The organism is Phycicoccus sonneratiae (genome assembly GCF_016887965.1).
Taxonomy (GTDB): Bacteria; Actinomycetota; Actinomycetes; order Actinomycetales; family Dermatophilaceae; genus Phycicoccus; species Phycicoccus sonneratiae.
In genome coordinates, this window is sequence record NZ_JAFDVD010000013.1 from 57,147 (window position 1) to 76,874 (window position 19,728).

Sequence of the window (19,728 nt, forward strand, 5' to 3'; positions counted from 1 at the left end):
CGGTCAGCCTCCGTTTTCGGCGGTCTGCTGCAGCTTGTCGAGGACGGCCTTCGGGTCACCGGTCATCGCGCCACCGAGGTTCTGCTGGACGGCGAGCTTGATCTTGTCCCACGTCGGGTCGTCGGTGGGGGTCAGCCGCGCGTTGGGCAGGGTGTCGAGGTAGACCTTGAGCTTGTCGTCCTTCTGGAAGTACTCCAGGCCCGAGGTCGTCACCGGGAGGAAGCCCTCCTTCTCGATGAAGGTGTTGATCTGGTCCTTCGAGTAGTAGAGCTCGTAGAACGCCTTGACCGCGTCCTGGTTGCCCTTCTTCTTGAAGGCCATGAGGTAGTCGGTGACGCCGAAGGTCTTGCTCTCGGAGCCGTCGTTGCTCGGGAACGGCGCGACCGCGTACTTGACGGTGCCGTCCTTGTCGAGGTCACCGGCGAGCGGCGAGAAGCCGACGACCATCCCGGCCTTGCCCGACTTGAAGAGGTCGAAGGCGTCGGCGCGGTTGGTGCGGGCCGGGTTCGACTGCGTGAGACCGGCGTCCGCGAGCTTCTTCATGAAGGTCAGCGTCTCGACGTTCTTCTCGGAGTTGACCGCCCACTTCCCGTCGGCCTTCCAGTCGCCGCCGTTGTTGAACAGCCACATCGAGAACTCGCCCTGCGACTCCTCCGGGCCGAGCGGCATCGCGTAGCCGGTGTTGCCGGTGGCCTTGACCTTCTGGGCGTCGGCCTCGAGCTCGGCCCACGTCGTCGGGGGAGCGGAGATGCCGGCCTTGGCGAAGAGGTCGGTGTTGTAGAAGAGCGCGCGGGCGCTGCTGAGGTCGGGGAAGCCGTAGAACGTGCCGTCGTAGGTGCCGTACTTGACGAAGGTCGGCAGGATGTCGGACTTGACCTCGGAGGGCAGCACGTCGTCGGCGCCGTAGAGCAGGCCGTCCTTGGCGTAGCTGGCGTACGCGTTGAGGTTGAGGATGTCCGGCGGCTGGTTGTTCTGGATCATCGTCGAGGACTGCTGGTCGATGTTGTCCCAGCTGACGACGTTGACGTTGAGGGTGTACCCGTACTTGCTCTTGTACTCCTTGGCGAACGCGTCCCAGAACGCCTTGGTGTTGTCCTTGGAGTACTCGGCCGCCATCAGCGTGATGGACGTCGCCTTGTCGCCACCGTCTCCGGAGTCGCCCCCCGCGTTGCCCGCACCGGTGCCCCCGCCGCAGGCCGAGAGGACCAGGGCCCCCGTGGCCGCGGCGCCGACCAGCATCATCTGTCGTCGCGTCGTGCTCATCGTTCTCCTCGTCGAGAATGCCGGTCCTCCGGCAGTGGAGCGCCGGCTCGCGGGAGGGCGTCCGTGGGTCGCCCCCGGCCGGGCGCCTGCCACTGTACATGCGCGCACGATTGTGAGCGATCGGGGAATCCGGCGAGCAGAAACGCGCAGTCCGCGGCGCGTGCCGGGGCGGTCAGACGCAGTCGACGACGACGCCCCGGGCCCGCAGGGCGGCGACCTCCGAAGCGTCCTCCGGGGCGGTCGTCACGAGGGTGCCGATCCGCTCGGCGGGGCAGATCGAGGCGAAGGTCCGCGACCCCAGCTTGCCGGCCCCGGCGACGACGACGACCCGCCGCGAGCGCTCGACCATCGCGCGGACGACGGCCGCCTCGTCCTCGTCGGCGCAGGTCGCCCCCTCGGCGGCCGAGAGGGCGTGGACGCCGACGACCGCGACGTCGAACCACAGCTGGGCGACCACCTGGGCGGCAAGCGGCCCGCTCACCTCGTAGGACTCCGGGCGGGCGACCCCGCCGAGCGACACGCAGCGCACGTGCGGGCGCAGCACCGCCTCGGCCGCGATGTTCAGGGCGTTGGTCACGAGCGTCAGGGCGGGGCCGTTCTCGCCGGCGAGGTCCTCGCGGGCGGTGAGGGCGCGGGCCGTCGCGGTCGTCGTCGTGCCGCCGTTGAGCGCCACGACCTCGCCGGGGTGGACCAGGGAGGCCGCGTGCGCGGCGATGCGCTCGAGCTCGCCGTCGGCCTGGCTCGACCGGTACCGGTACGGCAGCTCGTAGGCGACCGAGGTGGCGACGACCCCGCCGTGGTGGCGCGTCACCAGCTGTCGGCGGGCGAGCTCGGCGAAGTCGCGGCGCACCGTGGCCTCGGAGACGCGCAGGTGGACGGCGGTCTCGGACACCGAGAGTCGGCCACGGGTGGCCAGCAGGTCGAGGACCGCGGCCCATCGGGACGACGGCGTGCTCGCCCCGATCGCGTCCTCGCCCACGCGGGCATCGTAGTGGCCGGTGAGCGGCGTCGTGGTGCGACTATGCTCGATCGGCGCCGTGATCCGTCGCATTCGAGCACCGAGGAGGGCCCGTGGACGACACCGTCCGCACCACCGCCGGTGTCGACGTCGGGGGCACCCGCGTCAAGGCGGTCCTCGTGCGGGGGGGCAGCGTCCTCGGGCGGCACGTCGAGCCGACGCCCCGGGACGTCGCGCAGTCCCTGGGGCCCACGGTCGCCGGCGTCCTCGAGCGGTTGCGGGCGGGCGTCCCGGACGCGCCCGCGCCCGACCGGGTCGGCCTCGTCGTCCCGGGCCTCGTCGACGAGGCCGGCGGGCACGGCGTCTGGTCGGCGAACCTCGGCTGGACCGACCTCGACCTGCGCGGCTCGCTCGCGGGACACCTCGCGGCCGAGGTCGTCGTCGGGCACGACGTCCGCGCCGGGCTGCTCGCCGAGCACCTGCTCGGTGCGGCCCGCGGGGTCGACGACGTGCTCTTCGTGCCGCTCGGCACCGGGCTCGCCGTGGCCCTGATGACCGGTGGCCGCGTGGTCCGGGGCGGCACCTGGACGGGGGAGCTGGGGCACCTCCGCGTGCAGCCCGACGGACCGGCCTGCGGGTGCGGCCGGCGCGGGTGCCTCGAGGCCGTCGCCGGCGCGACGGCGGTCGGCCGGCGCTGGCGGGAGGCCGGCCGCGCCGGTGACGCCTCCGACGTGGCCGCCGCGGTGGTGGCCGGTGACGACCTCGCCGCCCGCATCTGGCAGGACGCCGTCCACAGCCTGGCCGCCGCGCTGGCTCCGGTGATCGCCTCTGCCGGAACGCGACTCGTCGTCGTCGGGGGTGGGATGGCCGAGGCCGGTCCGACCCTCCTCGACCCTCTGCGGTCCTCGCTCGCCGAGCTCCTGCCCGACCCGGACGGCGTCGCGGTCGTGCGCGCCGGCCTCGGCGAGTGGGCCGGGGCCATCGGGGCGAGCCACCTCGAGCCCGCGCCCGACCGAGCGACGGCGTCCGTCCCGGTGCCCGACCTGCCGTAGGATGGACCCCGAGCGCCCGCCCCGTTCTGCAGCGGACGCCACCCCCCAGATGTCGATGCCCTTGTGACGGACCCCGGTCCGGCCACGGCGCCGCGGCCCCCGGGCCCGCCCGGCAGAACATCCACCTCGTCGCCGCCGACGGCTCGCGCCGCGCTGCGACACCACAGACCCTCGGAGACCCCCCGTGTCCACTGACACCTTCGCCTCGCTCGGTATGCCCGCCGCCCTCGTCGACGTGCTCGCCCGCGACGGCATCACGACGCCCACCCCCATCCAGGCCGCGACGGTGCCGGACTCGCTCGCCGGCCGCGACGTGCTCGGCCGGGGCCGCACCGGCTCCGGCAAGACCGTCGCGTTCGTCCTGCCGCTGCTCTCGCGCCTCGCCGCCTCGGGCACCCGGCGCACGTCGAAGCGCCCGCGCGCCCTCGTCCTCGCGCCGACACGCGAGCTGGCCACCCAGATCGACGACGTCCTCGCGCCGCTCGCGCGCGTGCTCGGCCTCACCTCCTGCACCGTCTTCGGCGGCGTCGGCCAGAACCCGCAGGTGACGAACCTGCGGCGGGGCGTCGACGTCGTCGTCGCGTGCCCCGGCCGGCTCGAGGACCTCATCGGGCAGGGCCACGTCTCGCTCGGCGGGGTCGAGGTGACCGTCATCGACGAGGCCGACCACATGGCCGACCTCGGGTTCCTCCCACAGGTCCGCCGCCTCCTCGACGCCACCCCGGAGCGGGGGCAGCGGATGCTCTTCTCGGCGACGCTCGACGCCGGCATCGGCGTGCTCGCCCGGCGCTACCTGCACCAGCCGGTCACCCACGAGGCCGACTCGGCCCAGTCGCCGGTCGCGACCATGGAGCACCACGTGCTGCACGTCAGCCAGGACGCCCACTTCCCGGTGCTCGTCGACCTGACGGCCGCGCCGGGACGCACCGTCGTCTTCACCCGCACCAAGCACCGCGCCAAGAAGCTGGCCCGCCAGCTCAACGGCTCCGGCGTCCCCGCGGTCGAGCTGCACGGCAACCTCAGCCAGGGCGCGCGGGCCCGCACGATGGAGGCCTTCCACAGCGGCGCGGCCCGCACGCTCGTCGCCACGGACATCGCCGCGCGCGGCATCCACGTCGACGACGTCGCGCTCGTCATCCACGCCGACCCGCCGGTCGAGCACAAGGCCTACCTGCACCGCTCCGGTCGCACCGCGCGGGCCGGGGCCTCGGGCACCGTCGTCACCCTGATGACCGACGACCAGGTGCGCGACGTGCGCGACCTCACCCGCAAGGCGGGCGTGCGCCCGACGACGACCCGCGCCCACGCGACCCACCCCGTCCTGCGCGAGCTGGCTCCCGGCGAGCGCTCGTTCGAGGGTGGGTTCGTCGCGGCCGCGCCCGCCGAGTCCGGTCGCGGTGGTTCTGGCGGAGGCCGCCGCGGCGGCGGCCGCGCGCAGGGCGGGTCGTCCACGACCCCCGGTGGTGGCCAGCGGCGTTCGGGCGGTCAGCGCCGGCGCGGCCCCCGCCCCGAGGCCGGCAGCGGCCAGGGTGCCCCCCGCTCGGGGTCGGCCGCGCAGGGTCCGGGCCAGAAGCGCTCCGGGCCGAAGCGCTCGGGGCAGGGTCGTCCGGCCGGTCAGGGTCGTCCGGGTGGGGCACGCCAGGGTGGCGGGCGCTCCGGCGGTGGCGCGGCGGCGTTCTCGGAGCGCGCCGGGGGTCGCCGCTCCCGCTGACCCCACGGGGCCCGCCCACCACCGCGGGCCCCACGACGAGGCCCCCGGATCCGACCGGATCCGGGGGCCTCGTCGTCAGCGGGTCAGCGCAGGCGCAGCGTCGACGTCGCGGTCTGCCCGGTCTCGGGCAGGGTGACCGTCAGCGCGTAGGTGCCCTTGGCGATCCCGGAGGTCCGCAGGGCCCCGATCCACAGCGGTCCGACCGCGGTGAGCGACGTGCGCGCCACCTCGGTGCCACCGCGCGTCAGCGTGGCGACCGGGGCGGTGGTCGACACGAACCGGCCGTCGCACTGGCGGACCGTCGCGAGTACCGGCACCGGCACGCCGCGCGGCAGGGTCAGCGTCGAGCCGGCCGTCGGCACCGTGTCGAGGCGGTACTCGACGACGACGTCGGCGGTCGTCGTGACGACGTTGCCCCGGCTGTCGGTGACGGTGACCGTCGCGGTGTGCTTCCCGGCGGTGGCGTAGGTGTGCCCGATGGTCCGCTCACCCGTGACGCCCTCGACCGTGGAGGTCGTCCCGTCGCCCCAGGCGACGCGCACCGTGGCGGTGTCACCCGGGTCGGTGACGGTGACCCGCAGCTGCGCGTTGTCCCGACCGCAGCGGACCGAGCCGTCGACGAAGCCCGCGACGACCCGCGGCGGCCCGTCCGGCGACAGACCCACCTTGACCGGGTCGTGGTCCGAGACGCGGTACTGGTCGGGCGCGTAGAGCGAGTCGACCTGGCCCGCCGACTTGAACTCGGTGTTGTAGTCGAGGACCGACGGCTCGTCCGCGTTGATGTGGTAGTCCGCGACCCCGGTCACCTGGCCGACAAGCGAGGGTGACCCGAGCGCGTGGTCGAGGTAGCCCCACTGCCCGTCGAACGCGTAGGAGTACGCGTCCTCGCCCTGGTACTTCTCGACGAGGTTGGTGAAGCCGCCCTCCTCGAGGGTCCGGATCGGGTCCTCCTTGGCGTAGGAGTTGTAGTCGCCGACGAGGAGGACGTCGTCGTCACCGGTGCCGGTCGGGTCGGTGCCGAGCCACTGGAGCAGCGCCTTGACCGAGTTGGTGCGGACGACGTTGCAGTTGCCCTGTCCGTCACCGGCATCGGGGACCTCGCACGCCGACCCCTTGGACTTCAGGTGGTTGACGTCGACGACGAAGACGCCGCCGGTGGCGTTCACCTTCCAGGCCTGGGCGAGGGAGGGGCGGGCCCGCGGGGCGGCGTCGCCGCCGTTGACGAACTCGGGGGTGTTGAGGACGGCGGTGTCGCCGACGGGCGTGACGACCGACGGCTTGTAGACCATCGCGACCTTGATGGCGTCGGAGCCGAGGACGTCGGTGCCGCCGGTCCGCGCGTCGACGTCGAGGTACGCGTACGTCCCCGGCGCGGTCGCGGCGTTGAGCCGGCCGACGAGGTCGGCGAGCGCGCTCGTGTCGCCGTAGCCGTCGTTCTCGATCTCGTTGACGCCGAACACGTCCGCGTCGAGGGCCGTCATCGCGGCGACGGTCTTGGCCGCCTGCCGCTCGAACTCGGCCGCCGAGTTGGCGCCCCGGCAGTCGAGGGCGGCACCGGCCGTGCCGGCGGCGCACCCGGTGAAGGTGTTGAAGTAGTTGAGCAGGTTCATCCCGACGACCTGGACGTCACCGCCGACGTCCGGCGCCGAGGTCGGACGCGGGTTGGCGGCCTCGAACCGGATGCCGGTGCCCGACTGGTCGACCGGGCGCAGCCGGTAGGCGTTGCCGCTCGCGGCGTTGCCGGCCCAGGTGTAGGTCATCACGCCGGTGGCGCCGGTGACGGTGTCGCCGCCACGCAGGGTGTTCTCCGCCGACAGCGGCGCGCCACCACGACCCCAGATGATCGGGTCGGGGTTCTGGTTCTGCAGCGTGTCGTCGATGATCAGCCGGTTGAGGGTGTTGGCGGCCCGGAGCGCGGCGGCCTCGGGCCCGGGGGCGGCGACGCTCGTCGGCTGCCGGAGGCGGCCACCGGAGGAGACGACGACCAGGCCGAAGCGGCCGAGCTGGAAGTGCTCCGTGACCGACAGGGTCTGCGGGAACGCGACGAGCATCCCCTCGTATCGCTCGTAGGCGGCGGCGTCGGCCATCGGCAGCTCGACCTCGGTCGGCTCGACGCTGCCGGTGCCGCAGACCTCGACCGCCGAGGAGCTGACCTGGGTCTGGCCCTGGAACTCGGAGACCTGGCCGGTGACCCGGACGACGTCGCCGCGGCGGACCTCGTTGCGGCCGTTGTCGAAGACGAAGACCGCGTCGGACGTGGCGGGGTCGCCGTCGCCCTCGAGGTCCTGGAGGTAGTAGCCGCGCAGGGCCGGGGCCGCACCCTCGTAGTCGGCGACGACGACGCCCTGCGTCGTGACGGTCTGGCCGGACAGCGGCGAGGTGTCGGTGGTGCCCTGGATGGCCGAGGCCGACGTGAAGTCCGCCCCGCACTGGGTCGCGACGGTGAAGGTGGTGCTCACGTCGTCGGTCATCGCGTCGGGCGGGTCGACCTCGTCGACGTCGGTGACCGCGTCGGCGTGGACGGTCAGGGTGCACGAGGCGCCGGCCGCGAGATCGGCCTCCGGGTCGACGGTCCAGGTGCTCGGGCCACCGGTGACGGCGACGGGCACGTCCGCGCCGCCGCAGGCGAGGGTGAGCGCGCCGTCCGCGAGCGCGACCGGCTCGGTGAAGGTGACGGTGGGCGACTGCGCCGGGGTCGCGGTGGCACCGTCGGCCGGGCTCGTCGACGCCACCGCGGGGGAGTCGTCGACGACCGGGCCGCCGCAGGAGGCGGAGTGCGAGCCGAGGCCGTCGGTCGTGTTGTTCGCGAAGCCGGCCCACTGGACGGAGGGGTCGAAGGCGTCCGAGCCGTCGGGGTCGCCGGCGCACACGGTGTCGAGGCGACGGAGCGTGTGGTCGAGGGTGCTGGTGGAGCCGCTGCCCCACTGCGTCCCGGGGTCGGTGCCGATCTGGCCGAAGACGTCGAGGAGGACGCCGTCCTTGGCCAACGCGATCGCGTCGTCACCGTTCCAGTTGACGACGTTGCCGTCCTCGAGGTCGGCAACGTCGGTGATGCTGGCGTCGGCCGACGGGTTCGCCGCGACGAAGACGTCACCCGCCGCGATCGTGCCGGACAGCGCGACCGAGCGGCTGGGCGTCGCCGAACCGTTGCTGTAGAGGGCGAGCGTGTAGGCGCCGGCGGCGAGGTCGACGCTTGTTCCGGTCCCGTTGTAGATCTCGATGGCCTTGTTGCTGCTCGAGCCCTCGACGTACTCCGAGAAGAAGAGGTCGGTGGCGGCGGCCGACGCGGGGGTGGGCGTCAGCGCGACGGGCGCGGCGAGGGCGAGGGCACCGACGGCCACCCTCACCACGAGCCGACGCAACGGCATGCGGTTCATGCATCCTCCTGGGTCCTGCGGGGAGCGCCGACCTGTCCTCGACGGCTCGACCCGCTCACGTGCGTCGGGAACGTAGCACCGGGAGAGGACCCCGACCACTCGAGTGACGGGCGGATCCGTGAACGGTCGGCGAACGATGTCGCCGACCTTCGCCCGTCACTGCGGACCCTCCCGGCCCGCGCCGCGGTTACGGTCGTGACGACGCAGGTCAGCGCGAGGGAAGGACGCATCGGTGGGGTACAGGACGGGCGAGAAGGTCAGCTGGAACACATCGCAGGGCACGACCCACGGCACGGTCACGGACAAGCGCACGAAGGAGTTCCAGCACGACGGACAGACCTTCAAGCCCACCGACGACGACCCGTACTACCTCGTCGAGTCCGACAAGACCGGGGCCACGGCGGCCCACAAGGAGTCGGCCCTGAGGAAGCGCTCGTGAGCCCGGTCCCCCCGAAGGACGTCCAGCGCGCCGCGACACGGGCCGTCGGCTGGATCGGCGAGGGCAGGGCCGGCCGCGGCTTCACCGACACCGGTCGGCGCCGGGCCAAGCAGCTGGCCGACGGTGACGACGTCAGCCGCGCCGTCGTGGGCCGGATGCGCGACTACTTCGCCCGCCACGACGTCGACAAGGACGCCGACGGCTTCCGGCGCGGCACCGAGGGCTACCCGAGCCCGGGCCGGGTCGCGTGGGACGCCTGGGGCGGCGACGCCGGGCAGCGCTGGTCGAACAGCAAGGCGTTCACCGACGACTGACCCTCCCCGACCTTGTGGGGGCAGGTCCGCCCGGATCGGCGTCTCCACGGCGTGTCGGCGGCTGCTGCCCCACACAGTCGGGAGGGGCGGTGCGTCAGCCGAGGTGGCCGCGGACGCTCGCGTGCCCCTTGAGGAGGTTGCGGGCGATGGTCCGGCGCTGGATCTCGTCGGTCCCCTCGTAGATGCGCAGCAGCCGCAGCTCGCGGTACCAGCGCTCGAGCGGCAGCTCGCGGGTGTACCCCATCCCGCCGTGCACCTGGAGCATCCGGTCGACGATCTCGTTGGCCCGCACGCCGCCGAAGAGCTTGGCCATCGACTGCGCCTGCCGGCTGTCGCGCCCCGCGTCCACCTGCCAGGCCGCCGACAGCACGAGCCAGCGCAGCGCCTCGATGTCGACCGCCGAGTCGGCGACCATCCACTGGATGGCCTGCCGCTCGGCGATCGGCTGCCCGAACGTCACCCGGTTGCGGGCCCACTCCATCCCCATCTCGACCATCCGCTCGCAGCCGCCGAGGGCACGGGCGGGCAGCAGGTAGCGGCCCTTGCCGATCCACTGCATCGCGAGCGCGAAGCCCTTCCCGACCTCGCCGAGCACCGCCGACTGCGGCACCCGCACCCCGTCGAAGGTCAGCGCGGCCGGACCCCACTCGCCCATCGTGTCGATCGGGTGCGAGGTCCAGCCCCGCTCGCGGTCGACGAGGAAGCAGGTGACCGACTCGCCAGTGCGGCCCTCCCGGTGCGCCTCGGCGTCGGTGACCGCGAAGACCATGACGAAGTCCGCCTCGTGCCCACCGGTGATGAACGTCTTCTCGCCGGTGATGACCCAGTCGTCACCGTCGCGCTCGGCCTTGGTCCGGATGGCGCGGGCGTCCGACCCGGCACCCGGCTCGGTGATGGCGAAGCAGCTGCGCCGAGTGCCCTCGATGGTGGGCCGCAGGTACTCCTCCTGCTGCGCCTCGGTCGCGTGGAAGAGGATGTTGTCGGCCTCGCCGGCGAACCGGAACGGGACGAACGAGCGGCCGAGCTCGACCTCGACGAGGGCGGCCATCACGGCCGACAGGCCCATGCCGCCGTGCTCCTCGGGGGTGAGGACGCCGAAGAAGCCCGCCTCCCGGGCGGTGTCCTGCAGCCGCTTCAGCTCCTCCGCCGGCAGGCCGCGCTCGTGGCGGCGCTCACGGGCGAGGACGTCCTGCTCGAGCGGCATGACCTCCTTCTCGACGAAGGTGCGCACCCACTGCCGGATGTCGCGCTCGTCCTCGGTCAGGTCCAGGTCCATGCGGTGCGCTCCCGTCGCTCGGCGTGCCCCGGGACGTCGGTGGCCCGGGGCACCCCTCGATCATCGCCCCCGACGCTGGGAGCCGGGGCGTCGCGGGCGCACCGATGAGTTCCGACGTCGACGGCGGTCGGTCCTCCACGAGGGGCGACCTGCGCGCGCCCGGCGCTTGCCGGTCCGCGCAGCCCTCGGGACACTGGACGACACCGCCCGCCGACCACCGCGGGCGGCCCGGCGGAAGGAACCGACCATGGCCGACGCACCCATCCACCTGCTCGTGGGGACCTCGAAGGGAGCCTTCGTCGTCGACGGCGACGCCGACCGCGGCGGGTGGGCCGTGCGCGGCCCCTACTGCGACGGCTGGCCGATCAACCACGTCGTCGGCGACCCGGCGACGGGCACGATGTGGGCCGGTGGTGGTGGCGACTGGTCCGGCGCGGGGGTGTGGCGCTCCGACGACCGCGGCCACACCTGGGAGCTCGTCAAGCTGAGCACCGGCGAGATGGACACCTGGGCCGCGAACGACCCCGGGTTCGCCGCGATGATCGGGTGGACCGAGGAGCCGGCGCCCTTCGGCGACGCCTTCTCGCAGGTCTGGTCGCTGCGCCGGGCCGGCGACCGCCTCTACGCCGGCACCAAGCCGGCGACCCTCCTCGTCAGTGACGACGACGGCCGCACCTGGGCCGAAGTCAAGGGCCTCACCGACCACCCGACGCGTCCGGAGTGGAGCCCCGGCGGCGCGGGGCTGGTGCTGCACACCATCGTCGCCGACCCCGCCGACCCCGAGCGGCTCTGGGTGGGCATCTCCGCGGCCGGCGTCTTCGTGACGCGCGACGGCGGGGTCACCTGGGAGCAGGCGAACGACCTCGCGGACACCGAGGACGGGCAGGACGCCGGGCACCCGGCCGGTCCGTCCGACGGGCACACCGGCTTCTGCGTCCACCACCTCGAGCACGCCGGCGGCGACGTGCTCTACCAGCAGAACCACTACGGCGTGTGGCGCTCCGCCGACGGCGGGGCCACGTGGAGCGACGTCACCGAGGGCCTGCCGTCGACCTTCGGATTCCCCCTGTGGTCCCACCCGCGCGACGACTCGACGATCTGGACCCTCCCGCTCAACGGCGACATGGCCGGCCGCTTCCCGCCGGATGCCGCTGCGGCCGTGTGGCGTTCGCGGGACGGCGGGTCGACGTGGGAGGCCCAGCGCACCGGGCTCCCCCAGGAGTCGTGCTTCTTCACCGTGCTGCGCCAGGCGATGTCCGGAGACCGGCAGGAGCCCGCCGGCGTGTACTTCGGGACGAACAGCGGCTCGGTGTTCGCCAGCCGCGACGAGGGCGACACCTGGGACGAGGTGGCGCGCCACCTGCCGACGGTGCTCGCCGTCGAGGTGCTCGAACCGCGAGGATGAGCCGGTGAGCACCACCGCCCCGGCCACCGTGTCCTTCACCGCGACCCCCGAGACCGTCGGCGACGTCGTCCTCGTCCGGCTGCCCGCCGACGCCAGCGCGGCCCTCCCGTCGCGGGGTCAGGTGGCGGTCACCGGCACCCTCGACGACGAGCCCTTCGACACCGTCGTCGAGCCCGACGGCCGGCGCGGCCACTGGATCCGGCTCTCCGGCAACGACATCGGGACGCAGCCGGTCGAGCTCGAGCTGGTCGTCGCCGAGGAGTGGCCGGAGCCCGAGGTCCCGGCCGACCTCGCGGGCGCCCTCGCCGACGCGCCCGCCCACATCCGCGAGGTCTGGGACGACATCACGCCGATGGCGCGCTGGGAGTGGGTGCGCTGGGTCGGCGCCACCCGCAGCGACGAGACGCGGGCCAAGCGGGTCGGCGTGAGCATCGACAAGATCGACCACGGCAAGCGCCGCCCGTGCTGCTTCGACCTCTCGTCGTGCACCGACCCCGACGTCGCCCGCAGCGGGAAGCTGCCCGAACCCTCCTGACCCGCCGGCCGATCGACCGCTCCGATCCGCGTGACCTGCGCGGGTCCGCGCGCCACCGCGTCCGGACCCGCGCACCTCGCACGAGGCGGGGCGACCCTACGATCGGGGGATGAGCGCGGACCTCGTCGCCAAGGGCCTCGCCGGGGGGTACGCACACCGGACGCTGTTCGAGGCCCTCGACCTCACCGTCGCGCCGGGTGACGTCGTCGGTGTCGTCGGGGCCAACGGGGCGGGCAAGACGACGCTGCTGCGGATCCTCGCAGGAGACCTCGCGCCGCTCGCCGGGTCGGTGAGCACCGCGCCGGCCGACGCCTTCGTCGGGTGGCTGCCCCAGGAGCACGAGCGGGTCCCTGGCGAGACCATCCGCGGGTACGTCGCCCGCCGCACGGGGGCCGCCGCGGCCACCGAGGCGATGGAGGCCGCCGCCGCGGCGATGGCCGCCCCGGACGCCGCATCCCGGGCCGGCGACGTCTTCGCCCGCGCCCTCGACCACTGGCAGGCCACGGGCGCCGCCGACCTCGACGAGCGGCTCGCCCCGACCCTCGCCGACCTCGGCCTCGATCTCGCCGCCGACACCCCGATGACCGCCCTCTCCGGGGGGCAGGCGGCCCGCGCGGCGCTGGCCGCCCTCCTGCTCAGCCGGTTCGACGTCGTCCTCCTCGACGAGCCGACCAACGACCTCGACCTCGCCGGCCTCGAGCGGCTCGAGCAGTTCGTCGGCGGCCTCCGGGCCGGTGTCGTCCTCGTCTCGCACGACCGCGAGTTCCTCTCACGCGTCGTGACCCGGGTCGTCGAGCTCGACCTCGCGCAGCACGCGGTCGCCGTGTTCGACGGCGGGTACGACGCGTACCTCGAGGAGCGGGCGGTCGCGCGCCGGCACGCGCGCGAGGCCTACGACGAGTACGCCGCCACCAAGGCCGACCTCGAGGGCCGCGCCCGCACCCAGCGCGAGTGGAGCTCGCAGGGCGTGCGGAACGCGATGCGCAAGAGCCCCGACAACGACAAGATCCGGCGTCGCGCGCAGGTCGACTCGGCGGAGAAGCAGGCCCGCAAGGTGCGCCAGATGGAGTCGCGCATCGCCCGGCTCGAGGAGGTCGAGGAGCCGCGCAAGGAGTGGCAGCTGCGGTTCACGATCGGCTCCGCCCCACGCTCCAGCTCGGTGGTCGCCACCCTCGACGCGGCCTCGGTGCGCCGCGGCGACTTCGTCCTCGGCCCGGTCTCGGTGCAGGTGGCCGCCCGCGAGCGGATCGGCGTCACCGGCCCGAACGGCGCGGGCAAGACGACGCTGCTGCGGCTGCTCACCGGCCGGCTCGCGCCCGACACCGGACGGGCCGGGCTCGGGGCGTCCGTGGCGCTCGGCGAGATCGACCAGGCCCGCACCGGGCTCGCCGAGGACCGTCCGCTCGCCGAGGCCTTCGAGGCGGCCGTCCCGACGATGACGGGCGCCGACGTGCGCACGCTCCTCGCGAAGTTCGGGCTGCGGGCCGACCAGGTGACCAGCCTCGTCGGCCGGCTCTCCCCGGGCGAGCGGACCCGCGCCGCGATGGCGCTGCTGCAGGCCCGCGGCGTCAACGTCCTCGTCCTCGACGAGCCGACGAACCACCTCGACCTGCCGGCCATCGAGCAGCTCGAGTCGGCCCTCGAGGCGTACGACGGGGCGTTGCTCCTCGTCACGCACGACCGGCGGCTGCTCGACACCGTGCGGCTCGACCAGCGCTGGGAGGTCGAGGACGGCCGGGTCGTCGTCACCCACGTCGGGGTCGCCTGACGGGCGGCGGCTCACCGCTGGCAGCCGGGGCACCAGAAGAGGTTGCGCCCGGCCATCGTCTCCTTGACGACCGTTCCGCCGCAGCGCGGACAGGTCCGTCCGTGCCGCCGGTACACCGCGTACGCCGGTCGGACGCGCCCCGTGCCACCGTCCGCGAGCAGGGTCCGGGCCCGCTCGACGTCGTCGTCGGCGACGAGGATGCGGCCGGTGCGCACCCCGAGCGGCATGAGCCGGACGAGGTCGTCCCACAGCTCGTGGACGACCCGTTGCGGCACCTCACGCGCGGGCGTGTGCGGGTCGAGGCCGTGCCGGTGGAGGAGCTCGGCGCGGTAGACGTTGCCGACCCCGGCGACGAGGCCCTGGTCCATGAGGACGGCGCCCACGGCCCGACGGCTGCGCGCGAGGCGGGCCAGCACCGCGTCGGGCAGCCGCTCCTCGCGCAGCGGGTCGGCCCCGAGGCCGGACCGGACCTCCTCCCAGCCGTCGTCGGTGACGAGCTCGCAGACGATGGGGCCCCGGAGGTCCCCGACGTGGGTGCGGTTCACCATCCGCAGCCGGACCTGCCCGGTGAGCGGGAGGTCGGTCGGCGCCTCGCCCCGGTCGACCCGGCGGTGCCGGCGCACCGAGAAGCGCCCGAACAGCCCGAGGTGGACGTGGACGACCCGCGCGCCCTCGACGCGGATCGCGAGGTGCTTGCCGTGCGCCTCGGCGCCCTCGACCCGGGCCCCGTCCAGCGCGGCGGCGGACCCGGCGAAGCGGCCCTGCGGGGACGAGAACCGCACCGCCGTCCCCGCGAACGCGGCGTCGACCCGCCCGGCGAGCGCGTGGAGGGTGTGGCCTTCGGGCATGGACCCATCCTCGGCGGCCGGCGCGTCCGGGTGGGCCGGCGCGGCGATGGCTCGACAGCCGCCGGGCCCGTGTCCCGCCGCGGCGCCTGCCGCGTCGCCCGCGGGGCTGGTGCGCCGGCCCGGCCGCGCCCTACCGTCGGAGCATGCCCGACCACGGCGACCGCAGGACGACCCGCACCGACGCCGACGTCGAGGCCTTCGTGGCCTCGGTCGCCGACGAGCGTCGACGCCGTGACGCGCAGGCCGCCCTGGACCTGATGCGGCGCACCACCGGTGCCGAGCCCCGGATGTGGGGCGCCTCGACCGTCGGGTTCGGGTCGCAGCCCTACCGCACCGCCGACGGGAAGGACCGCGACTGGTTCGCCGTCGGCCTCGCCCCGCGGAAGGCGGCCCTGACCCTCTACGGGCTGACGTACGACGGCTCGAACGCGGACCTGCTCGCCCGGCTCGGTCCCCACACGACGGGCAAGGGGTGCCTCTACGTCACGCGCCTGGACGACCTCGACCACGACGTCCTCGCCGAGCTCGTCGCCCGCTCCTGGGCGCGGAACCACCGGGAGGACGCGTGAGCGGAGGCATCCCGCTCGACGCGCTCGACTTCTTCGACGAGCTCTCGGTCGAGAACACCCGCGCCTGGTGGCAGGCGAACCGGGCGCGCTGGGAGGAGTCGGTGCGCGAGCCGATGGAGTGGCTCGCCGAGGCGCTCACCGACGAGTTCGGCGCGGCCCGCTTGTACCGGCCGCACCGCGACGTCCGGTTCAGCGCCGACAAGTCCCCGTACAAGGACCACCAGGGGGCGCTGGCCGCGACGGTCCCCGGGGTCGGCTTCTACGTCCAGGTCTCGGCCGCCGGTCTGCTGACCGGAGGCGGCTTCTACCCGACCGGTCCGGACCAGACGCCGAGGTACCGCGCCGCGGTCGACGCCCCGGCGTCCGGGGGCGCGCTGCAGACGGTGGTCGACCGGCTCGTGGCCGACGGCTTCGAGCTCGGGGGCGAGCGGGTGGCGACCCGACCACGGGGGGTCGACGCCGACCATCCGCGCCTGGAGCTGATGCGGCACAAGCACCTCGTCGCCTCCCGGCAGCACGGCGCACCGTCGTGGCTGGACACCGAGGAGGTGGTCGACCGGGTGCGTGCGGACTGGCGCGCCGTGCGACCCCTCGTCGACTGGCTCACCGAGCACGTCGGCGCGAGCGAGGCACCACGCCGGAGGTGACGCGACGCGGGATCAGCTCTCCCGCAACGGATCCGCGTGACGGTGGAACAGCTTCCACGCGCCGTCCTCGCGCCGGTAGAGCTCGGTGACCCGCAGGTCCATCGGGACGGGCTCGTCCTGCCCCTCGACGGACACGACCGAGCGCTGCACCCCGACCCACCACGCGAGGTCGCCCTCCTCGCCGCCGTGGATCGTCTCGAGGTCGTTGCGCTCGGCCCCGGTGAAGCGCGCCGAACCCTCGGCGTTGGTGGCGTTGACGGACTCGGCGCCCTGCACGAGCGTGCCGGCCGGACCGAGGATGGTCGCCGGGTCGGACGCGGTCGACACCTCGTGCAGAGGGGCGACGTCACCGGCCACGAAGGCGTCCGAGGCGGCCTTGCGGCGGGTCAGGTAGGCGGAGAAGATCTCGTCGGTCATCGGTGCTCCCATCGGTTCCTTGCACGGTAGCCACGCGCTCCGACAAGGGGTCGCTCCGTGTCGAGGCCCGACCCCGGGAGGACACGTGGTCCACCGGAACTCCGTGCTCGAGGCAAGGGATCGATTGCCACGCGCAAGGGATCCCTTGCGCCAGGCAAGGGATCGATTGCCACGGGCAAGGAAGTGGGGACAGTGAGGTGTCGGGCCTCGGGTCCCGGGTCCCGACGGGCGGCCCTCGCGCGGGCGGGGCGGCCCGCCGCTCGGGCGGTGGGGGAGAATCGGGCGCGATGACGCTCACCGACCGCCTCACCGGCGCCGCTGCCGGGACCCCGGACGGCGGTGCCGACGCCGCCCTCGACGTGTTCGTCGAGTGGGCCGGCGAGCGCGGCTTCACCCTCTACCCGGCGCAGGAGGAGGCGGTGCTCGCCCTCGCCGGCGACGCCCACGTCGTCCTCGCGACGCCCACCGGGTCCGGCAAGTCCCTCGTCGCGGTCGCCGCGCACGCCCAGGCGCTGGCCACCGGTCGACGGTCCTGGTACACCGCGCCCATCAAGGCCCTCGTCTCCGAGAAGTTCTTCGCCCTCGTCGAGACCTTCGGGGCCGCGCAGGTCGGGATGCTCACCGGTGACGCCGCGGTCAACCCCGGGGCGTCGATCATCTGCGCCACGGCCGAGGTGCTGGCGAACCACGCCCTGCGCGAGCGCGACGCCTCCGACATCGGACTCGTCGTCATGGACGAGTTCCACTTCTACGGCGAGCGCGACCGGGGCTGGGCCTGGCAGGTGCCGCTGCTCCTCCTGCCCGACACCCAGCTGCTCCTCATGTCCGCGACGCTCGGCGACACCTCGGCCCTCGAGCGCGACCTGGCGCGGCGCAGCGAGCGCGAGGTCGTCGCGGTGACCGGGGCCGAGCGACCGGTCCCGCTCGAGCACGAGTGGGTGCTCACCGCCGTGCACGAGACCATCGAGCTGCTGCTGCGCGACGGCCGCGCGCCGGTGTACGTCGTCTCCTTCACGCAGGCCGGTGCCGTCGAGCAGGCGCAGGCGCTCGCCTCGGTCGAGGTGCTGTCCGCCGAGCGCAAGGCCGCCGTCAAGGAGGCGGTCGGCGGCTTCCGGTTCGGGAAGGGGTTCGGGCAGACGCTGCGCCGGCTCGTGCTGCACGGCATCGGGGTGCACCACGCGGGGATGCTCCCGAAGTACCGGCGCCTCGTCGAGACCCTCGCCCAGGCCGGGCTGCTCGCGGTCATCTGCGGTACCGACACCCTCGGCGTCGGCATCAACGTCCCCATCCGCACGGTGCTGCTCACCTCGCTGACGAAGTACGACGGCCGGACGCAGCGCCTGCTCCGGGCGCGGGAGTTCCACCAGATCGCGGGGCGCGCGGGCCGGGCCGGCTTCGACACGGTCGGGTACGTCGTCGTCCAGGCGCCCGAGCACGTCATCGAGAACAGCAAGGCCCTCGCCAAGGCCGGTGGCGACCCGAAGAAGGAGCGGCGCATCGTCCGGAAGAAGCCGCCCGAGGGCGCGCTCACCTGGACCGAGGCGAGCTACGACCGGCTCGTCGCCGCCGAGCCCGAGCCGCTCGCGTCGCGGATGCGCGTCACGCACGCGATGGTGCTCAACGTCCTCGACCAGTGGGAGGGCCAGCAGGACGCGCTGCACACCCTGTTGCTCGACAACCACGAGACCGACGAGCGTCGCGAGCGCCTCGTCGAGCGGGCGGTGCAGGTGCTCGGGTCGCTCGTGCGCGCGGGGGTGGTCGAGCCCGACGACGGGTCCTTGGTCGCGGACTGGCTTCCTCCGGAGCCGGATCCGGAGGAGGGTGCATCCGTTCCGGAGGCGGCGCCCGAGCCCGACCCGACCCCGCAACCGGTCGACGCCGGGTCGCTGGGGGCGCTCGGGGCGCTCGGCGAGGCGCTCGCCGCGGCCGGGCTGGCCCCCACGTCCCCCGACCTCGTGGGGGAGGGTCCGCCGGACTCGCCGTCGGAACGGGGTGTCGGGCGGATGGACCCCCACAAGGTCGGGGAGGAGCGGGAGGTGACACCACTCGAGCGCTTCCTGCGCCGCGACGGCCGGCGCTTCGCCGAGGGTCCGTTCCAGGTGGCCATGGACCTGCACGAGGGCTTCGCGCTCAACCAGCCGCTGTCGGCCTTCGCCCTCGCGGCCCTCGAGCTGCTCGACCGCGAGTCGCCCGAGTACGCCCTCGACGTCGTCAGCGTCATCGAGGCCACCCTCGACGACCCGCGCCCGGTGCTCCTCGCCCAGCAGTTCGAGGCGCGTGGCGAGGCGGTCGCGGCGATGAAGGCCGACGGGCTCGAGTACGAGGAGCGGATGGACGCCCTCGAGGACGTCACCTGGCCCCGCCCGCTGGCGGACCTGCTGGAGCAGTCGCTGCGCACGTACCGGCAGTCACACCCGTGGGTCGACCCGCGCGACCTCTCCCCGAAGTCGGTCGTCCGTGACCTGTTCGAGCGCGCGATGACGTTCGGGGAGTTCGTCGCCCACCACAAGCTGGCCCGCGCCGAGGGCGTCGTCCTGCGCTACCTCACCGACGCCTACCGGGCGCTGCGCTCGACCGTGCCGGTGTCGGCACGCACCGAGGAGCTCGACGACCTCGTCGAGTGGCTCGGCGAGGTCGTGCGGCACACCGACTCCAGCCTCCTCGACGAGTGGGAGTCCCTGGCGCACCCGGACGGTGCCGACCCCGGCGCCGAGGTCCGGCCCTCCACCGAGGGGCGCGCACTCTCGGCCAACCCGCGGGCGTTGCGGGTCATGGTGCGGCAGAGCATGTTCCGGCGAGTCGAGCTGCTGGCGCTCGCGCGGTACGAGGCGCTGGCGGCGCTCGACGGCGGGCTGACCGCGGAGCAGTGGCAGGACGCCGCCGCCGGGTACCTCGCCGAGTACGGGTCGTTCTCGACGGGTCCGTCGGCCCGCGGTCCGGCCCTGTTCACCGTCGAGGAGGGTGACGGCGCGTGGGTCGTCACGCAGGTCCTCGACGACGAGGACGGCGACCACGACTGGCGCATCACCGCCGAGCTCGACCTCGCCGCCACCGACGAGGCGGGCGAACCGGCCCTCGTCGTCACCGGGCTCGCGCCGCTGACCTGACGGCGCCGCTGTTACAGTCGCGACGCCGGGGGTCGGGAGGCG

At 74.1% G+C, this 19,728-nt stretch carries 16 protein-coding genes; 10 read left to right on the forward strand and 6 right to left on the reverse strand.

All coding sequences use genetic code 11. From position 1 onward, the window contains the following. Positions 1-3: 3 nt before the first annotated feature. Both JQN70_RS12360 and JQN70_RS12365 read right to left on the reverse strand, forming a co-directional pair. The gene (locus tag JQN70_RS12360; protein WP_239111522.1) at positions 4-1,263 is read right to left on the reverse strand and encodes an extracellular solute-binding protein; all 1,260 of its coding nucleotides are present in this window, start codon (positions 1,261-1,263) and stop codon (positions 4-6) included. 172 nt (positions 1,264-1,435) lie between these two features. Then, positions 1,436-2,242, reverse strand: coding sequence for a DeoR/GlpR family DNA-binding transcription regulator (locus JQN70_RS12365; RefSeq protein WP_307835954.1), 807 nt, complete (start codon positions 2,240-2,242; stop codon positions 1,436-1,438). 92 nt (positions 2,243-2,334) lie between these two features. Here JQN70_RS12365 and JQN70_RS12370 point away from each other — a divergent pair, with 92 nt between their 5' ends. After that, positions 2,335-3,273 (forward strand): ROK family protein, encoded by a 939-nt coding sequence (locus JQN70_RS12370; protein ID WP_204131659.1) that lies wholly within the window; start codon positions 2,335-2,337, stop codon positions 3,271-3,273. 184 nt (positions 3,274-3,457) lie between these two features. Continuing rightward, positions 3,458-4,984 (forward strand): DEAD/DEAH box helicase, encoded by a 1,527-nt coding sequence (locus JQN70_RS12375; protein ID WP_307835955.1) that lies wholly within the window; start codon positions 3,458-3,460, stop codon positions 4,982-4,984. Positions 4,985-5,067: 83 nt separating this feature from the next. On the opposite strand, the gene JQN70_RS12380 is transcribed toward JQN70_RS12375, so the two are convergent. Further along, on the reverse strand, positions 5,068-8,361 hold the full coding sequence (locus JQN70_RS12380; protein ID WP_204131660.1) for an ExeM/NucH family extracellular endonuclease: 3,294 nt from the start codon (positions 8,359-8,361) through the stop codon (positions 5,068-5,070). A gap of 232 nt (positions 8,362-8,593) precedes the next feature. On the opposite strand from JQN70_RS12380, the gene JQN70_RS12385 reads away from it, so the two are divergent. Beyond that, complete coding sequence (locus tag JQN70_RS12385) at positions 8,594-8,800, forward strand: hypervirulence associated TUDOR domain-containing protein (RefSeq protein ID WP_204131661.1); 207 nt, start codon at positions 8,594-8,596, stop codon at positions 8,798-8,800. Continuing rightward, positions 8,797-9,114: a hypothetical protein gene (locus tag JQN70_RS12390; protein ID WP_204131662.1), complete on the forward strand. Its 318-nt coding sequence runs from the start codon at positions 8,797-8,799 to the stop codon at positions 9,112-9,114. Before JQN70_RS12385 ends, JQN70_RS12390 begins: the two co-directional genes overlap by 4 nt. Before the next feature lie 94 nt (positions 9,115-9,208). Here JQN70_RS12390 and JQN70_RS12395 read toward each other — a convergent pair whose 3' ends face one another. Next, on the reverse strand, positions 9,209-10,390 hold the full coding sequence (locus tag JQN70_RS12395; RefSeq protein ID WP_204131663.1) for an acyl-CoA dehydrogenase family protein: 1,182 nt from the start codon (positions 10,388-10,390) through the stop codon (positions 9,209-9,211). A 247-nt stretch (positions 10,391-10,637) separates the two neighbouring features. On the opposite strand from JQN70_RS12395, the gene JQN70_RS12400 reads away from it, so the two are divergent. From JQN70_RS12400 to JQN70_RS12410, 3 genes are all read left to right on the forward strand, one after another. Next, the gene (locus JQN70_RS12400) at positions 10,638-11,795 is read left to right on the forward strand and encodes a beta propeller repeat protein (RefSeq protein ID WP_239111523.1); all 1,158 of its coding nucleotides are present in this window, start codon (positions 10,638-10,640) and stop codon (positions 11,793-11,795) included. Between the two features lie 4 nt (positions 11,796-11,799). After that, entirely contained in the window at positions 11,800-12,330 is a 531-nt protein-coding gene (locus JQN70_RS20990; RefSeq protein ID WP_204131664.1) for a YdeI/OmpD-associated family protein, read from the forward strand. A 109-nt stretch (positions 12,331-12,439) separates the two neighbouring features. Beyond that, on the forward strand, positions 12,440-14,098 hold the full coding sequence (locus tag JQN70_RS12410) for an ABC-F family ATP-binding cassette domain-containing protein (RefSeq protein ID WP_204131665.1): 1,659 nt from the start codon (positions 12,440-12,442) through the stop codon (positions 14,096-14,098). An 11-nt stretch (positions 14,099-14,109) separates the two neighbouring features. Here the strand turns inward: JQN70_RS12410 and JQN70_RS12415 are convergent, their stop codons facing one another. Beyond that, the gene (locus tag JQN70_RS12415; RefSeq protein WP_204131666.1) at positions 14,110-14,946 is read right to left on the reverse strand and encodes an Fpg/Nei family DNA glycosylase; all 837 of its coding nucleotides are present in this window, start codon (positions 14,944-14,946) and stop codon (positions 14,110-14,112) included. A 143-nt stretch (positions 14,947-15,089) separates the two neighbouring features. Between JQN70_RS12415 and JQN70_RS12420 the strand changes: the two genes are divergently transcribed. Both JQN70_RS12420 and JQN70_RS12425 read left to right on the forward strand, forming a co-directional pair. Then, positions 15,090-15,515: a DUF1801 domain-containing protein gene (locus tag JQN70_RS12420; protein WP_204131667.1), complete on the forward strand. Its 426-nt coding sequence runs from the start codon at positions 15,090-15,092 to the stop codon at positions 15,513-15,515. Beyond that, a complete protein-coding gene (locus JQN70_RS12425; RefSeq protein WP_204131668.1) occupies positions 15,512-16,162 on the forward strand; it encodes a DUF2461 domain-containing protein in 651 nt (216 codons plus the stop codon). The genes JQN70_RS12420 and JQN70_RS12425 overlap by 4 nt, the downstream gene beginning before the upstream one ends. 12 nt (positions 16,163-16,174) lie before the next feature. On the opposite strand, the gene JQN70_RS12430 is transcribed toward JQN70_RS12425, so the two are convergent. Beyond that, on the reverse strand, positions 16,175-16,579 hold the full coding sequence (locus JQN70_RS12430; protein WP_204131669.1) for a YybH family protein: 405 nt from the start codon (positions 16,577-16,579) through the stop codon (positions 16,175-16,177). Between the two features lie 287 nt (positions 16,580-16,866). Here JQN70_RS12430 and JQN70_RS20150 point away from each other — a divergent pair, with 287 nt between their 5' ends. After that, entirely contained in the window at positions 16,867-19,686 is a 2,820-nt protein-coding gene (locus JQN70_RS20150) for a DEAD/DEAH box helicase (protein WP_239111524.1), read from the forward strand. Positions 19,687-19,728: the final 42 nt, after the last annotated feature.

Coding starts and splice junctions, on each gene's coding strand:
- JQN70_RS12380 (WP_204131660.1), bottom strand. CDS start 8,361: ATGAACCGCATGCCGTTGCGTCGGCTCGTGGTGAGGGTGGCCGTCGGT.
- JQN70_RS12410 (WP_204131665.1), top strand. CDS start 12,440: ATGAGCGCGGACCTCGTCGCCAAGGGCCTCGCCGGGGGGTACGCACAC.
- JQN70_RS12430 (WP_204131669.1), bottom strand. CDS start 16,579: ATGACCGACGAGATCTTCTCCGCCTACCTGACCCGCCGCAAGGCCGCC.
- JQN70_RS12360 (WP_239111522.1), bottom strand. CDS start 1,263: ATGAGCACGACGCGACGACAGATGATGCTGGTCGGCGCCGCGGCCACG.
- JQN70_RS20150 (WP_239111524.1), top strand. CDS start 16,867: ATGACGCTCACCGACCGCCTCACCGGCGCCGCTGCCGGGACCCCGGAC.
- JQN70_RS12395 (WP_204131663.1), bottom strand. CDS start 10,390: ATGGACCTGGACCTGACCGAGGACGAGCGCGACATCCGGCAGTGGGTG.
- JQN70_RS12420 (WP_204131667.1), top strand. CDS start 15,090: ATGCCCGACCACGGCGACCGCAGGACGACCCGCACCGACGCCGACGTC.
- JQN70_RS12415 (WP_204131666.1), bottom strand. CDS start 14,946: ATGCCCGAAGGCCACACCCTCCACGCGCTCGCCGGGCGGGTCGACGCC.
- JQN70_RS12400 (WP_239111523.1), top strand. CDS start 10,638: ATGGCCGACGCACCCATCCACCTGCTCGTGGGGACCTCGAAGGGAGCC.